Genomic DNA, 15,804 nt, shown 5'->3' on the forward strand with positions numbered 1-15,804 from the left:
GATTGGTTCTGGTTGAAGGTTCATCCGCCGCCGTTTCACTTTGGCGCGACGAGAAGTTGAAGTTGAGCGTTGCATTTCGCGGATCCACAGAAGCAAACGAAGGGAACGAAGAATTCTGCTCTCCTTCGTTGGCTTCGTTGCCTTCTGTTCAATCTGCTTTTTCATGGCCGCAGTCCATTCTGTTGCCCGCCCATCATTTGATAAAGCGACGCCACGCGTCCGTTTGCACCGACAAACCAAACTCGATCAACGCCGGCTGGTAGGGCGCGCCACTCCGTGCGCGCCGCAGATTGGCAATCGTCGCACCGAATGGCGCGCACGGAGTGACGCGCCCTACCAAACCCGGCATCGAACTTCCTTTGTCACAGTGATGGTTCACCATTTGCACCCCCAACCTTCAACTCTCAACTCGATCACGCCGCATCTCCGCGAACAGCCACGTCCGCGCGTAAGCCCAAAGCCCGTCCGCCGCGCGACGCGAAATGCCCATGACCTCGGCGGCTTCCTGGTGGCCCAGTCCGGCGAAAAACCGCAACTCCACCAACCGGGCAGCCTCGGCATCCTCCGTTGCCAGCCGTTCCAGCGCTTCGTCCAGGGCCAGCAATTCATCCGCTCGCATCGGGCTGGCCGGGATGAAATCTTCGAGGTTGACGCGCTGCATCTGGCCACCGTGTTTGAGGCACTGCTTGTGCCGGGCGTTCTCGATGAGGATGCGGCGCATGGCCTCGGCCGCGGCAAAGAAAAAGTGGCGGGAGCCATTCCAATTCCGTCCGTCTTCCCGCGTCAGACGCAGCCACGCTTCATGGACGAGGGCAGTGGCCTGGAGGGTTTGGCCGGGTTTCTCGTGGGAAAGCTTGCGAGCAGCAAGGTGGCGCAGTTCGGCATAGACCAAAGGCAACAAGTCTTCTGCCGCGCTGGTTTCGCCCCGCTCAATCGCCGTCAGGATTTGAGTGACCTCAGCAATAAAGCACTCCTCCCAATGCCGCACCCGTTTGCACTCCACCCGGTGGTGATCCAGTTTGATTGAGAATCCATTCGCCTCGCACTTCAAACCTAGAGTGGACGGTTCGGGATGGTTCCAGCCAACGCACTTGCAGGTCAACGAGCGCAGCGACACACCGCGCGGTGAATTCTCCCACACCAATTGGAGCGTCAGGCCCGTTCATCACCGACGCCGCGCTATCTCGTAACATCGTCGCGTTCTGCGAAGATTTTCCAGGAGCGCGGACAGTCTTGTCCGCGAGTTTCTTCCCCGACGCGAGCTTCGCGCGAACAAGGCTGTCCGCGCTCCTTTGGGGGCGGCCTTGCTGCGCTGTGTCTTTGCACGTTTCCACCTTCGCGTTGAGCGCCGGGTTTGAATTAAACTTGGTTTTCGTGGTTTGGATTCTCCAGTTTGTCTCAGGGCTGTCTGTTGGTTTCCAGGACGGTATGAAACAGGCATTACTTGTTTCCAGTATTGGTGTTATTACGGCTGAGATTGACGCCGTTACTGGCGATTGCGCTTCACCAAATTTGGCAAAGACAGGCTATTTCTTGGTATGGCAGGCGGGAGACTTTCGTGAGGCACTGGCGCTCAAAACGCAAACAACACCTGGACGTAAACAAAATCCGCATCACTCGAACCGATGGCGGAGAGCGAGCTTTTCACGTAATCGCCGATAAAGAAGTGACCATAGCCGACTTGCGCGCTGGCGTAGGGCTTGATCGCATAGGTGCCGATCAAGTCCAACTCCGAACCAACATAGTTGCTGTAAGTTGGGTTGATTCCATAGCCCGTGCCCGGCGTTGGCGTCACGCCACCGCGTCGCGCACCCGCCGAGGTGTAGAAGTTATCGTGTGTGTCGGCGAGCCAGAAGAAATCGTAGCTGGCGGTCAAGGTCAGCTTTTTGCACGGCTTGAACGAGGAGGTCAGGTGAAGGTTGTGGATGTTCTGCCAGGAAAAGAAATCCATGAGACCGTAAAACTTGTGGTTCGTAGGGAACAGGTTTTCAAAGGTTTCGTGTTTGCCGTCATTCGGATTGCGGTCACCGCTGGCGTAGTTGTATTCCAGTCCAACGCGCGGCGAGCCGAAGGCTTTGGTCCAGGTGTAACCCCCGCTCGCGGTGACCGCCAACGCTTCGTGGTCGAGGTTCACTCCCGCCTGCGGGCCGGCGGTTTCCTTGATCCGGCCAAACTGCCCGGCCACTTCTGCAGAGTAATCCCACCCGCCATAGCCACCGGGCAATGATTTGACGCGCAGCCCGGCGGTGTAGATGTCGCGCGCCGCCGGCCCGCCGGCTTGCGGTGAACCCGAAGTGGCGTTGGGCGAGTCCGCGCTCGTATTGCGCGACAAGAAATAAAATTGCGTTTCCTGCTTCGGCACGAGCGTTCGCGTGGAAGCATAAATGCCGGAGAGATAATCGTAATCATTCGAGACGTTGAAATTGTTGTCATCGACCAGGACCACTCGACTCGAAAAGACATCCATCCAGAGGTCTTCGTTCTCATATCGAAGTTTGGCGGCATCGAACACACGTCCCAAATTGTTCCAGTCGGACGTCCCAATCAATCGTTCATCCCCATAGGCCAATTCCTGACGACCCACCTTGGCGGTCAGCGGAAATTCCGTCGCGTTACCGAACCTCAACCAGGCCTGATTCAGGTCGAATCTATCCGACTCGGGATCGGGATTGCGGTCGTCATGTTGCTCGAAGCTGTCGCGACCTTCGACGAAGGCGGTGAACCACGGACAAGGCGTGTAGCCGAGATGCACTTTCTCTCGGAACAGGAGATAGGTATTGTCCGTGTCCGCTCCGCTTTCCCGAAAATCAAATGAGCCGGGAGTGCCGCCAATGGCGAAGTGCTCCTTATGCTCGAAGCGGGTGCGGAACTGGCCGCCGAGGTCCCACGGATCGAAGAAGGAAGATTCTTCGCGCAACCAATCGTTGACCAGACCGGCGCTGGCCTGCGCCGGTGGCGACGTTGGCTGTTTGATTGAATCAACAGTCGGTTTGTCATCGGCGTAAACACCGGCGGTCAGGGCGAGCACCAGAGCGCCGGCGGCAAGAGTCGGCAGATTTTCATTCATGGTTTTCGATTTCGATTCTGATGGCAACGCGACAAGAATTACCAAATGGGACCAAACATGAAACCAGTAAGTGTGCGGCAGATCTGCAACGGGCGTGAATGATTGGCGACGGTTCGCTTTGGCACGCGCGAAGTTCAAGCCAGTTCCGGAGACGCTGGCTGGGATCAATGTGGCGAAGGATGCGTTTCCACTGGTTCCGCGACCGGGAGTTTGGTGTCCAAAAAATATTTCACCAGAATCGCCAACAAGATGAAAGGGAGGCACAGAATGGCGAGGGACAACATCCAGCCTTCATGCCCGGCGAACTCAATCTTGTAACTCATGAAACCGCGCAGGCTCTTGGAGAAAAGCTGGCCGCCGATGACCACATTCCACCGCATCGCCAGCACGCCAATCAGGATCAGCACGGAACTGGCGAAATACATCCGTTCCCGAACCAGGACGGCAATGCGCTTGCGGAAAAGCTGATTTAATCCGAGCAGGACCAAGGGCACTGCCGTGCCCAGACAGGCCTGGCCGACCAGCAGCGTGTAAAACAGTTTCCCGGAAGCCAGTGATTTTAGGACCTGGATCGATTCGTCCGCCGAATAGAGCCGATGCATCCAATCGAGACCCTCGATTGTGGCATCGATCATCAAGGCATAAAAAAGGAAGGTGACCATCATATCGAGGCACCGGATGTCCACCGGCGTGCGTCGCGCCCAGCATAGAATCATGTAAACAAAAACGCACAGCGCCATGCCGGAGACAATGGCCGACAGAATGAAAATGATCGGCATCAAGACATTGCCCCACCACGGATTGGCTTTGACCGAGCCGAAGATGAAGCCGACATAGCCGTGCAGCAAAAATGCCGACGGAATTCCCACGATTGAAATGATGCGACCCATCCGCGCATCCAGCCGCAAGGCCTCATCGTGGGTATCGTCCACGCCGAGCGTGAACGCGCGGTAAAGAATGCCCCGGAAGCCACTCTCGGTTTTCGACCATTCGACAAAATCGTGGCGGTAATCAAACCATAATTCCAGCAGCAACACCGCCATCAAGTACCACGCATAGACAAACCCGAACATCGCCATTGGAGAACTGAGGTGCGGCGTCATCATGATTTCAAAGGAGCGCTCCGGGTGACCCAGATGAAACAGCAGCGGCAAGGGCGCGCAGAGCAGGAAAGCCAGCGCGGTCAGCAATGAGAGCCGGTACACCGGTTCGAGCGGCTTGACTTTGAAGACGCGGACCAGGGATGCCATGATGAAGGCGCCGGCCACCAAACCAGTGATGTAAGGATACAGCACAATGAGCACACTCCATAGCGGATGCAGAGTGCGTTCGTTTGGATAGACAAAACCTTCAAACCTCGGCAGCACGTCCACCATAATATTTGTCGCTTCCATGTTATCTGACCTCCTTGTCCAATTCGGCGTAGAGCACGCGGGGACCAGTGCCGAGGTGCGGCTTCAGGCTCTGCGCCTTGTTGCTTTCGAAAAAACGCTGGATGGGGTCGTCGGGCGACAGATTCTTCAAATCCCCGAAGATGCGGGCCTGTCCGGGGCACACTTCAACGCAGGCCGGCAGCAATCCACGCGTGATGCGGTGGTAGCAAAGCGAACACTTCTCGGCCGTCTTGGTGATGGGATTCAAAAAGCGACAGCCGTACGGACACGCTTGGACGCAAAAGCCGCACCCGATACAATACTTCGGATCCACCAGGACCGCGCCATCGGGGGTGTCAAAGGTGGCGCCGACCGGGCAAACCTGAGAGCAGGGCGAGTGCTGGCAAAGGTTGCACAGCTTGGGCACGAAGAAGGATTTCAGGATTTGGTCCTTGGGAATTGTATTGGGCGGAAAACCATGAATTCCGCCATTCGGGGAATCCACGAAGACTTCGCCGCGGGTTTCACCCGAACCCGCCTTTGGTTTGGTGATGGTGTAGCGTTCAATCCAGGTGCGGAAATAACTTTCGCCTTCGGGCACGTTGTTTTCCTTCTTGCACGCTTCAACACAAAGCCCGCAGCCGATGCAGCGATCCACATCAATCGCCATGAGCCATTTGTGTTTGGTCGGATCGTAACCGCCGGGCGCCTGGGTTGAGACGAAGAATTTTTGGACGGCTGCCTTGGCGGTGCGTGCCACCGGCCATGTGGCCAGACCCGCCAGCACCCCGGTCAACGTGGTCAGAAGATTGCGGCGTGTGAATTGTTGCTTCATGGCACTTCGTTCGGTTGATGAGGAATGTGGCATTCGGTGCAGCGCTGGCCCGTGTAATGGTTGCGCGAATTGATCTGTTTCAACCATTTTGGTCGCGAGGGATCAGCTTCATGGCAGCGTACGCAACGGCTGAAGGCCAGTTTCGCAATCGGCGTATCTGGATTGTCAGCGTGGGGTTTGCCCACCCCGTGACAGGCTTCGCACGAGACAGTCTTGTGCTCAAACTTGGCGACCTTCTGGTATTCTTCGGAATGGCACTCATCGCAGGCCTTCTTGCCGGCATGGACCGGTTCACGCGCCGCTATTTCCGCCAAGGCATCGCCGCGAAACCAGCCATACTGCGCGAACGTTGGCGGAGTAAGAAAAAATCGCGCGGTACAATAGACGGTGACAATACCGATGGTGAGCAGGACCAGGCGGACAATCTGGGGCGGCAATTTAAAGAGTCGCCGCATCGTGGGTATCCTTTTCTCGTCGGTTGGGTGCAGTTCTCATCTATTGACAGTCTCCAGCATTACCATCGCGCTGCGAACGTATGCGGTCGCCTCCGGCCATGCTGCACCGGAATTGGCGAGTCCTTCTTATTTTTTGGCGCAGCGGCGAACTCAAGCCGATCATCTGTCGATCGGTCGTCATAGTGTGAGGAAACTGTCGGGCAGGAAACCGACCGGGCGAGGGAGGCCAGCCGCTCCACTCGTGCGCCGCGTGCTTCTGGTCCAGCGCGGCCATCATCATTGGCTACCGCAGAATGAAATCCAAGGTTGAGCGCGGCTTAATGCGCCAGGCGCGACACCATCGCATAGATGATGAGCACGAGAAGGAGGAGGCCGAGGCCCAGGAAAAAATAGCCGAAGGAACGCGCAATGTTCTTCCACCCTTCCCAGTCGCCTTTGGCGCGGTGCTGGTCCAACCGGCCTTCGGCCACCAGCCGGTCGTACCACCGCTTGCGGTCGTGCAGCATTTCCGCCTTCGAAATGCGACCCGAGAAGATCACGGTGTCCATCGGAAATTTCTCGATGCGGAAATGCGTGTTGAAAAAGTGAATCGAGAAAATGAAGCCCGCGGCGAGCAGCGCTTCGTCCGAGTGAATGATGAGCGCGATGTTGATGAGCCAGCCCGGCAGGAACTTCGTAAAGAAAACCGGGAACCACAAGATCAAGCCCGACGCGCCGATGATCGCAACGCCCCAGAACACCGCGAAGTAATCAAACTTCTCCCAATACGTCCAGCGGTCGAAACATGGCTTCTCCCCCTTGCCGAAGAACCATTTGTTGTGCGCGACGAAATCGCGCCAGTCCTGCCACGATGGTATCATCGAGTCCGGGCCGAAAAGAACATCCCATAGCTGTTTGAAACTGAAACTGCCGGTTTGCGCATTGCGAATTCTTGCCCGGCCTTTCCAGCACCGGCCAACGAGCGATACGACGTGCAGTCCAAAATAGGCGAACGTCACCATCGCCCCAAAGTGATGCAGTGCGCGCGCCGTTTCCGCGCCGCCGATATACTGGAACAAAATCTTTGCCCAGTCCGTGTAGTAAAACTTGAGCGGCATGCCAGTGATGACCAAAAGCAGAAAACTCGTCACGACGAGGAGATGCAGGAAGCGCTCAAACGGCACAAAACGCGTGAACCATTCATCGCCATTCTGCGTCGCGACCTTTGCATCGCGAAACTTCTTCGAGTCGTGCCAGTAGAGATAGGCCGCGCGGGTCAGCCACGCGATGGTATGCGCGCCGAAGAAAACAAACACTCCGACGAGCAGTGAAGTCATGAAGATAAAAGTCCAATGGAGCGCCGGGTAGTTTTTCGCGTCGAGCGGATTCGCGTGCGGCTTGTATTCGGTGAATTTTGCCGTCGCCGTTGGATGACACTGCTGACACGTCGCGAGGATGTTCGAGGGCGACAGGCGCGACGCGGGAATGGACGGCGGCAGCACGTCGTGGTGGCCGTGGCAGTCATAGCACGCGGCAACCGCGGAGGCGACCGTTGGTCTGCCCAGCGCCATGGCTTTGCCGTGGTACGTGTCACGATAATGTTCGAGGCGATCTTCGTGGCATTTGCCGCAACGCGCATCGCTGGCCATTTTGAAATGACCGTTCTTGGGCGTCTCGACTTCGTGCGCAGTGTGGCAATCAGTGCAGACCGGCCCTCGCTTGTCGCCCTTGGCGAGCAACTGGCCGTGGATGCTTTGTGCGTAGGTTTGCTCGATGCCGAGATGACATTTGCCGCAGGTCTTGGCGACGTTGGCGTGATTGATGGGCGCGTCGCGATCCACGCCACGCTTGATGTCATGAACGCCGTGACAATCGTTGCACGACGGTGCGATGATGAGTCCCATCTTGAGCAGCGCGCGGCCGTGGATGCTGTCCTTATATTGCGCCGCCGCCTCTGGAAACTTCATCTGGTATTCCTTCGTGAGGCCGGCGTTGGTGTGGCAGATGGCGCAGGTGTTTGGCAGATTGAGTTTGAAGACGGGCGAGTCAGCCAGCTTGACCGGACCGATTTCATGCGAGCCGTGGCAGCTCCAACAACTCGCAGCGCCTGACGCGCCCAGCGTGTGGCTCGCGCCGTGGATGCTCGTCGCATAGTCCTTGCCTTCCTTTTCATGACAACCCGAGCAATTCGGTGCCGGCAGCTTGCTCGGGTGCACCAAGTCCTTGATGCCCTCGTGGCAATCAATGCAATCCAACCTGGCATGGATGGATTTGTTGAAGGCGTTCGTCGGAAAAAGCAGCGGGACGACTTTCCCATTCACCTTGTGCGTCGTGGCGGGGTCAAGATGGCAATCGAGGCAATCGGCGTTGGAAATCTTATCCGCCGCGAAGGCTGGCGTCACCAGGCAGCAAATCAGCGTGAAGGAAAAAAGTTTTCTTTTCCAATTCCCGTGCGGTCCGCGCGCCGCGCCCCGATTCCAAATCAAGTCGCCGCGTTCAAAGCCCGCCCGTGTGACAATCGTTACAGGCGCCATCGACTTCGTCTCCCGGATGTTTGAATTTCTGTCCGCCAGGCGTGAGCAAATTGAGTTCCGCACCGCTGCCTTGCGCGAGGATGGTGTGGCAGGTGTTGCAATCACTCGCCTTGATACTGCGTTTGCCGTCAGCGGCAATATGCTTGCCATCATGACAGCGGAAACAGCCCGGCCAGATCATGTGACCGATGTTGTCCGGATACTTGTCCCAGGACGCCTTCATCTCCGGAAAAAAGTTGTCGCGATAGATCCGCTGCACGATGCCGATGGTTTTGCGCACGCTTTCCTGCTTGGTGGGAAATCTATCCGCCGGATATTGCGCCGCCAGAATCGTGGCAATCCCCTGCAAGGCGAGCGTCTCGTTCGTGTAGTTTCGCGTAAGCGCATACACAGCGTTGGTCTTGATCCATGGCAATGTCCTGTCAATCTGGTCTTCGAGCGACATGGCCAAGTTCACCGCCTTGTCGGGCGACATGTATTTGTGCGCCGGACGATTGTGGCAATCCATGCAGTCCATCGTGCGTAATTCGCTCTCCGGCACCGCGTTGGTGAAATTGGGTTTGCGGAATTCCGTGACGACGCCTTGTGAATTCACGATGCGCACCCACGGAATGCTCTGCCGTTGCTCGTCGGCAATCCACGTCCCGTTTACGTTCGTCGCCGCATAATATTGAACTTGGTTGCCGACATTCATGTGCCAGTGAATCCCGCCCACCGGCCCGTGCGTGGGATCCCCGCCGCCGACCTTCATCGTCAGGCGCACGGAAAACGGCGTGTTGGTTTCCTCGCCGAGAAAATAGTTGTAGGTGCGATCCAGATTGCCGACGAATTTCTTCGGCCAGTGACATTGCTCGCAGGTTTCCTGCGCGGGACGCAGATTCTTGATCGGAGTCGGCACGGGGCGGGGATATTTGTTGAAGGCCACCGCGTAAAGCTGATACGTGCCGGAGATTTTCGCCTTTACGAACCATTCGGCGCCCGGCCCGATGTGACATTGCACACACGCCACGCGCGCGTGCGAGCCGTGCTCGTAGGTGACCAGTTCAGGCTTCATCACGGTATGACACGCCTGCCCGCAAAACTGCACCGATTCGGTGAAATGATACGTGTGATAGCTGCCCACCGCCGAGAGCAGGAGGAAAATAATGGTACCCGCAATGAACAAACCCATGATTTTCCGGTCGCGCGGACGCGAGAGGTCCACCACCACTTTGGGCAACAATCCAACCGACTGTCCCAACTTCTTCCGCGCGCGAAGCACGCCAACAATCCCCAGGAACAAACCGAGAAACAGGAATCCTGGCGCGATAACGTAAGTGAGGAGACCAATGTACGGATTGGAGAAATGCGCGATCGTGTCAAAGAAGAACAACAGGAGGAACGAGAACAGGCTGCCGATGATGATGACGAGTCCCGTCAGACTGATCCAGTTGCGCAGCAGCGAGGGAGTGCGACGAGTTGGGATGGGATTCTCAGTGTTCATGTCGTGAACAGGTCGGAAGCCCGGTCATGTTTTTGCTTTGCGCTTCGCATATTTTCGCAACTGGTCGCGGCATGGATACACAACAACTCCAACCGGGGTCAGCGGGCAATGATGGAAGCATTGTCCGCCAACCGCGTCAATTCCAGGAACGCTTGGAACGTGGAGAGTGCGGACTTACTTCTTGAACGTCCGCATGTGAGCCACGAGCGCCTTGATGTCGGCGTCGGACAATCCTTCCGCCGGTTTCATCAGGACTTTGCCATCTTTATCTTTCAGACCTTCCTTGATGGCTTTGATCGCGGCTTCGTCCTTCAACTCGGCCTGGACTTTGGCGTCCGTGTAATCCTTCGCGCCGAGTTTCTGGCCCATTTTGGTCTGGCCCTTGCCGTCCACGCCGTGACACTTGGCGCAGTCTTTTTCATAGGTGGCCTTGGCGTCGGCGGCGCTCGCGGACACTGTCGCGGCGACGAAGGCGGTGAGGCCGAGTGCGAGTAGTTTTTTCATACGAGTTTCAATTTTCAGTTTCTTACCTGGTTGGGCTGCCGGCTTTCGTCTTCCCGGAATGGCTGGCGAAATGCCGCGCCCTTTTCACATATTCACTTTCGCGGCCCGGAGAGCCGCTGGCAATTCCGATTTTGGCAATGGTTGAACATTTCTTGGCGTAATGGAAAATCAGCCAGTGACGCCTCCTCCCGGGCGCTTCACACAGGTTTGCCACCGCCAAGCTGGTCCGCCATTTCACAAAATGCCGCGTAGTCCTCTTCCTTGGAAATGTCAGGCGCACTCGCGCGCCAAATATCGCCGCGTCTTCCGGTGAGGCGAAATCACCACAGTTCACCAGCACCAGGTGGTGGAGGGCGAGATTGGGAACGCGCGCCAACTCTCAATTGGTGAGTTTCTTCTTTAGCTGACGGCCCGATCAAGCGTATGCTCCGATACATTTCAAAAAGGCAAAATCGCCTCCAGAAACAACTGAACGGGAGCTACCATGAAAAATGTGAATCGAGTAATGACAGCGATTGCGAGCGGCGTGGTTGTGATAATTGCTTGCGGCGCGAGGGCACAGGATTGGCCTCAGTGGCGCGGACCGAATCGAGACGGCAAGGTCAGCGGATTTTCCGCGCCGAAAACCTGGCCCAAAGAGCTGACCCGGAAGTGGAAGGTCGAAGTCGGCGCGGGTGACGCCACGCCGGCCCTGGTGAGCGACAAACTCTTTGTCTTCGCGCGGCAGGAGGCCGAGGAGATCACGCGCTGCCTGGACGCCCGCACCGGAAAAGTACTGTGGCAGGACAAGTATGCAGCGCCCGCCGTGTCGGGGCCCGACGTGGGACACGGCGGCCCCAGAAGCTCGCCTTCCGTGGCAAACGAAAGAGTTGTCACCCTTGGCGTCGGCGGAACCGTCTCCTGCCTCGATACCGCCTCGGGCAAAATGCTGTGGCGCAAAGACGATTTCCCGGGCGCCTGGCCCCAGTTTCACACTGCAATGTCGCCGCTCATCGTGGACGGTCTGGCCATCGTGCATCTCGGCAAGGAAAACAAGGGCACCTTGGTCGCGTATGACCTTGTCGCCGGTGAGCCGAAGTGGAAATGGGCTGGCGAAGGCCCGGCCTACGCCTCGCCCGTGCCGCTTTCAGCCGGGAGCAGCAAGATGATCATCACGCAGACGGCACGGAGCATGGTCGGTATTGACGCAGCCGATGGGAAGCTGCTGTGGCAAACCCCATTCGAGGCAAAGGGCATGGCTTACAACGCCGCCACGCCAATCGTCGATGGGCAAACGGTGATCTACTGCGGGCAGGGCCGCGGCACCAAGGCGGTGAAGATCGAGAAGCAGGGGGACCACTTCGCCGCCAGGGCGTTGTGGGCCAATCCGGACAACTCCGTTGCGTTTAACTCGCCGGTCCTCAAGAACGGTCTGATTTTCGGCCTCTCGCAGCGCGGTAAATTCTTCTGCATTAACGCCCTGACTGGGCAGACAGCGTGGGTCGAACCCACCGGCGGGCGCGGCGATTTCGGGTCCATCGTTGACGTCGGCTCTGTCCTGTTGGGGTTGACTGCCACATCCCAACTGACGGTCTTCCGGCCCAACGACAAGGCATACGAGGAACTGGCCAAGTTCAAGGTCGCGGACACGCAGACCTACGCCCACCCCGTCGTCGCCGGCAATCGACTGTTCGTCAAGGACCAGGACTCTGTGACGCTCTGGACGATCGAGTGACGCATCTCTGTAGTGGCTCAAGCGTCTGGCGCGCGAACAACACAAAACCGTCGCTTTGGAATAACCGATGCGAAGTTGCGCCAACGTAAGAGAGTGCGTGTGCTTTGAGCACCGCTTTCGAGGCGCCGGGATCGTCTTGGTGCCGACGGTTCGGCAGGGTGAGCGGCCCGTCGCCGCCCACCTTGGGCGTAGCCCCGCTCCGCCGGAAGCCCCATTCCATTACGGACCTGGTGACTCCGGCAGCGTCTGGCAGTACGCCGACACGTCCGCCACGTCCTGGAGCGTGCCCCCTCCGGCCACCGCACTGGGCATCGCTCTGCCCGGCTGACCAAACCGCACCTTGTGCTGGAATTCCCACGGGTTGTCGTTCGATAGAAATCCGGGGTATTGGTCAAACGCGGGATAATCCGGCGGTGGGGTCAGCCCGTCGAGGCCGTGGCAGGTCATACACGAAGTGTTCGAGCCGATCCCCGAGTTATACAGCGTCTGTCCCCTAGCTGTACTCCCGGTGAATTTACGGCTCGCGTCGATGATCGCCCCCGTGTTGATCTGTCCTTGGAGAACAAACTTTACCAGATCCCAGATGCTCAGGTCGCTCAGTCCCGCAGCACCATACGCGTGGTCGGTCTTGACTAGATCGAAAACCTCTTGGGCTGCCTTCGTGGTGCCGAAGATTCCGCCGATGCCCGTCCGGTGGCTGCCCGAACCGTAGGCGCCGTTCACTCCCTTGTAGTCCCACCCGTGGCACTCCTTACACCGCCAAGTGACTGAGCCTGTGCGGGTGTTACTGGTCGTGTCCGGCCGCGAGGCCCATAACGGATGATTGGTGCTGGGCTCGGCGGCGCCCGTCACCGCCCACCACTCGTCGTAGAGCGCCCCGCCCCGAGCCACATTCGCGGCCTCGAGGGGAGTCAGCACTCGGATGATCTCCTCTTCTCTCGGCGCCCGCGGGTAGGGCGGCACGTAGGGATTCGATATGTTATGCACCTTGTCCGGTGAGAACGCCGCGTCCGCGCCGTGACAGACTTCGCAGGATTCCTGCGCCTTCGATCCGTACGGATCGTTCGGATCCGGAATATAGGTCATGAGCAGGCCGTGGACCTTTGCTGCGTCACTGTCGTGGCAGGCCAGACACACCATCCGCGCCGGCTTTTGCTTCCACGTGGTGCTTTCGGCATGACACTTCGTGCAGTTCCGGATATCCTGCGGGAAGATGATGTGGCCGAAGGTATCGACCGTCGCATTGGCGTAGATCTCCTCCGGATGTTCCAGGTAATTCCCGCGGTGAACCCCGTGGACTCGCCTGACGATGGGCATCGCGCCGAAACCGCTCCAGCCGTTGAGCGAAGTCCCGCCCTGGTTCTTGAACATGTCGCCCGTATTGGGATGACTGTAATCGTGGCAGGCTGTGCAGTAATCCGTGTCGAACGGCTCGGCATGGATGGGGCCTTCATACAAGTGCCAGATCGTGTCGCCATGACAATTCTTGCAGCTTGTGGCGATCTTTTTTTCCGGCGTGCTCGTTCCCACCTGGAACATGAGGTGCCCGATGCCGGTGAGGTTGGTGATCCCGGGTATCTTGCCGGCCACCGGCAGATAATAGACATAGATGTTATACGTGCCCGGCGTGAGACCTGCCACATTGTCCAACTGATACATAATGTTCGTCGTCGTGCGCGTCACCATCGGATCGTTGAAGTCGAGAGGATCCGCCGTAATCGGCCGGAGGTCATTGCCCGGTGTGGATACCGCCGCGACAAAGACATCCGGTTCCAAGACCACACCCTTGGCCTTCCAGCCCATAGCCGTCGTGACCTCACCGTCACCGTTGTAGATCTCGATCCGGGCAGCCACTCCCCGGATCAGGCTCCTGATGTTCACCCTGGAGCCGGAAACGGAGGCTATGGCGCCGCCGTTCAGGTTCGTGATGACCGGGTTCAGCGAAGCGACCACCTGTGCCGCCGTCACCAGGCTGTTGGTCCCTACGATCGTTATATTCTGCGGGGCAGTACCGTTGATGCCAATCTTGAACGTCTTCCCGTTGATGGCCCACGGGCCATTGGTGGCGCACGTCACGGAGGCGCGTTTGGTATCCACTCCGAGCTTGGCCAGGCTGGTCAGCACCGGCAGCGCGCGGCTGCGTGGCCCATAGACAAAGAGGCTGGCCGTGGAGAAGTTGGTGGTGTTTACCACTGCGTGGTCGCCAATGGAATTGCCCGCATCGTTCTTGAAGACCAGCGTGACCACCGGCCGCTCGCCCGCGATATAAAACTCGCCGTTGGCAGGCGGGGTCAGCGTGACATCGATCACATTCATCGCCCGTGGAGGATAGCCAATCGCCGTTGGAGGCACATAATGGGCCGCAGCTATTGCCATGTCCTTGCCATTCCATATGAACCCGCCAGTATCAGGCGGGTGGCAAAACGAACAATTTAGGTCATCCGACAAGGGAACCGGGTGGTTTTCCATACCCGTGGGTGTCTGCGCCGTGGGGCCGAACCAAACGTTATCGTGGCAGGTGACGCAGAGCGTACGGGTGGGATTAGTTTTCCACCGGTCGTCCAGGTGGCATTTCGTGCAATTGCGGATATTGGCAGGGAACTCGACATGAATGTAATCCTTGAAGTCGCCCGTTGCGGGATCAATGTTAAAAGGCAGCTTCAGGTCCGCGCCCATGTGAACGCCATGAACCCGCCGCACAATGGGATCCGGCACGCGGCCCCCGGGCGCATTCGTATCGGAGTAGGCGGCATAGCCCTCATTGTTGTGACAACTCTTGCAGGTCTTCACCGGCTCGAAATCCAGGGACCAATTGCCCACTGACCCGGGTGATCCAGATGGGTCGATGTGATGCAAGTATGTCTTGCCGCTGATCGGTCCTTCGTGGCAGGCGGCGCACTTGGTCTTGGCCACCACCGGACTCTCGACGGTGGCGGAGCCGATCTGCAGATCCGCGAACTTCATAATTTGCTGAATCGGGTCCGACGCCAGTACGGACCAGACGCTCATCCGGTAGGTGCCTGGCGCCTCGTCAGTCACGGGTCGCAACCGATAGGTGAGCACATTGTTGTTGACCTGAACGTCCGGGTTCGTCTTGAGATCGATGTAATGATGCGGCCTGGCGGCGCGATTAGTGGAGGCGTTGAGCAACTTGGCCGCCGTCACAGTTTCTCGCGGGTCTTGGGGACCGTACAGGTAGAGATTGAGCGTGGAGAATTCGCGCAGGCTCAGGTGCGGCGCGAACGTATCCAGGATAGTGACGGTCACCACCGGACTTTCGCCCTGGACAAAATAGAGCCCGTTGGAAGGAGCGGAAACTTTCGCCACAATAGTCCACCCATTCAGTTCGGCGATACCATCACTTTCGCTCGCGACCCGATAGAACGCGATGTCCTCGGTACCGCTTGGAATAAGACCCCGGTACACGCCTGGACGAAGCTCGGTCGCGCTCGCTCCGGCGACATTGACCCACGACGCGGAAGGGTCGAGGGAAGTTCTCATCTCAATCCGAAACGGGCCGGTGCCGCCATAGAAAATGATTTCCATTTCCCCAGATTCGGGTTTGGAGAAGCTTTCGATGAAGGGTGGCGTATCAACTGCCGAAACTGGAACTTTTTGAAAAAACACCGCGGCCAGAGCGGCCAGGCCGATGGGAACGATTCGCATTGTTTTCATAGGTTTCCTTTGGGGTTTCCAACACTTGGTACACTGGCCAAGCGTCCTGTCGGCCAAGGCGGTGAGGCCGAGTCGCGAGTAGCTGCTTCATACGAGGTACGGCGACTCTCTGACACTCCCAATTTTGTGGCTCGCCACATTTTGGCAAAGGTTGAACATTTCTTGGCATAATGGAATATCAGCAA

11 protein-coding genes are annotated in these 15,804 nt (G+C 57.9%); 1 reads left to right on the top strand and 10 read right to left on the bottom strand.

Features of this window, described 5'->3' with window-relative positions; all coding sequences use genetic code 11:
• Positions 1-193 precede the first annotated feature (193 nt).
• From HY298_06010 to HY298_06050, 9 genes are all read right to left on the bottom strand, one after another.
• Positions 194-349, bottom strand: coding sequence for a hypothetical protein (locus tag HY298_06010; GenBank protein ID MBI3849830.1), 156 nt, complete (start codon positions 347-349; stop codon positions 194-196).
• A 48-nt stretch (positions 350-397) separates the two neighbouring features.
• The gene (locus tag HY298_06015) at positions 398-964 is read right to left on the bottom strand and encodes a sigma-70 family RNA polymerase sigma factor (protein ID MBI3849831.1); all 567 of its coding nucleotides are present in this window, start codon (positions 962-964) and stop codon (positions 398-400) included.
• Between the two features lie 609 nt (positions 965-1,573).
• Positions 1,574-3,067 carry an alginate export family protein gene (locus HY298_06020; protein ID MBI3849832.1) on the bottom strand — a complete coding sequence of 498 codons (1,494 nt, stop codon included), beginning with the start codon at positions 3,065-3,067 and terminating at the stop codon, positions 1,574-1,576.
• 164 nt (positions 3,068-3,231) lie between these two features.
• Positions 3,232-4,443, bottom strand: a complete 1,212-nt coding sequence (gene nrfD / locus HY298_06025; GenBank protein ID MBI3849833.1) for a polysulfide reductase NrfD — start codon at positions 4,441-4,443, stop codon at positions 3,232-3,234.
• Between the two features lie 19 nt (positions 4,444-4,462).
• Complete coding sequence (locus tag HY298_06030) at positions 4,463-5,275, bottom strand: 4Fe-4S dicluster domain-containing protein (protein MBI3849834.1); 813 nt, start codon at positions 5,273-5,275, stop codon at positions 4,463-4,465.
• Positions 5,272-5,730 (bottom strand): cytochrome c3 family protein, encoded by a 459-nt coding sequence (locus HY298_06035; protein ID MBI3849835.1) that lies wholly within the window; start codon positions 5,728-5,730, stop codon positions 5,272-5,274. Before HY298_06035 ends, HY298_06030 begins: the two co-directional genes overlap by 4 nt.
• 317 nt (positions 5,731-6,047) lie before the next feature.
• On the bottom strand, positions 6,048-8,243 hold the full coding sequence (locus tag HY298_06040; GenBank protein MBI3849836.1) for a cytochrome c3 family protein: 2,196 nt from the start codon (positions 8,241-8,243) through the stop codon (positions 6,048-6,050).
• Positions 8,206-9,726: a NapC/NirT family cytochrome c gene (locus HY298_06045; GenBank protein MBI3849837.1), complete on the bottom strand. Its 1,521-nt coding sequence runs from the start codon at positions 9,724-9,726 to the stop codon at positions 8,206-8,208. The genes HY298_06040 and HY298_06045 overlap by 38 nt, the downstream gene beginning before the upstream one ends.
• A gap of 174 nt (positions 9,727-9,900) precedes the next feature.
• Positions 9,901-10,230 (bottom strand): cytochrome c, encoded by a 330-nt coding sequence (locus HY298_06050; GenBank protein MBI3849838.1) that lies wholly within the window; start codon positions 10,228-10,230, stop codon positions 9,901-9,903.
• Between the two features lie 484 nt (positions 10,231-10,714).
• Between HY298_06050 and HY298_06055 the strand changes: the two genes are divergently transcribed.
• Positions 10,715-11,944, top strand: a complete 1,230-nt coding sequence (locus HY298_06055; GenBank protein ID MBI3849839.1) for a PQQ-like beta-propeller repeat protein — start codon at positions 10,715-10,717, stop codon at positions 11,942-11,944.
• A gap of 219 nt (positions 11,945-12,163) precedes the next feature.
• Here HY298_06055 and HY298_06060 read toward each other — a convergent pair whose 3' ends face one another.
• On the bottom strand, positions 12,164-15,619 hold the full coding sequence (locus HY298_06060; GenBank protein MBI3849840.1) for a hypothetical protein: 3,456 nt from the start codon (positions 15,617-15,619) through the stop codon (positions 12,164-12,166).
• Positions 15,620-15,804 lie beyond the last annotated feature (185 nt).

This window comes from Verrucomicrobiota bacterium, assembly GCA_016200005.1.
Taxonomy (GTDB): domain Bacteria; phylum Verrucomicrobiota; class Verrucomicrobiia; order Limisphaerales; family PALSA-1396; genus PALSA-1396.

Bases quoted from the DNA above. Each gene is read 5' to 3' on its own strand.
- nrfD (MBI3849833.1), bottom strand. From the start codon at position 4,443: ATGGTGGACGTGCTGCCGAGGTTTGAAGGTTTTGTCTATCCAAACGAA.
- HY298_06050 (MBI3849838.1), bottom strand. From the start codon at position 10,230: ATGAAAAAACTACTCGCACTCGGCCTCACCGCCTTCGTCGCCGCGACA.
- HY298_06035 (MBI3849835.1), bottom strand. From the start codon at position 5,730: ATGCGGCGACTCTTTAAATTGCCGCCCCAGATTGTCCGCCTGGTCCTG.
- HY298_06055 (MBI3849839.1), top strand. From the start codon at position 10,715: ATGAAAAATGTGAATCGAGTAATGACAGCGATTGCGAGCGGCGTGGTT.
- HY298_06060 (MBI3849840.1), bottom strand. From the start codon at position 15,619: ATGAAAACAATGCGAATCGTTCCCATCGGCCTGGCCGCTCTGGCCGCG.
- HY298_06030 (MBI3849834.1), bottom strand. From the start codon at position 5,275: ATGAAGCAACAATTCACACGCCGCAATCTTCTGACCACGTTGACCGGG.
- HY298_06040 (MBI3849836.1), bottom strand. From the start codon at position 8,243: ATGGCGCCTGTAACGATTGTCACACGGGCGGGCTTTGAACGCGGCGAC.
- HY298_06020 (MBI3849832.1), bottom strand. From the start codon at position 3,067: ATGAATGAAAATCTGCCGACTCTTGCCGCCGGCGCTCTGGTGCTCGCC.
- HY298_06010 (MBI3849830.1), bottom strand. From the start codon at position 349: ATGCCGGGTTTGGTAGGGCGCGTCACTCCGTGCGCGCCATTCGGTGCG.
- HY298_06045 (MBI3849837.1), bottom strand. From the start codon at position 9,726: ATGAACACTGAGAATCCCATCCCAACTCGTCGCACTCCCTCGCTGCTG.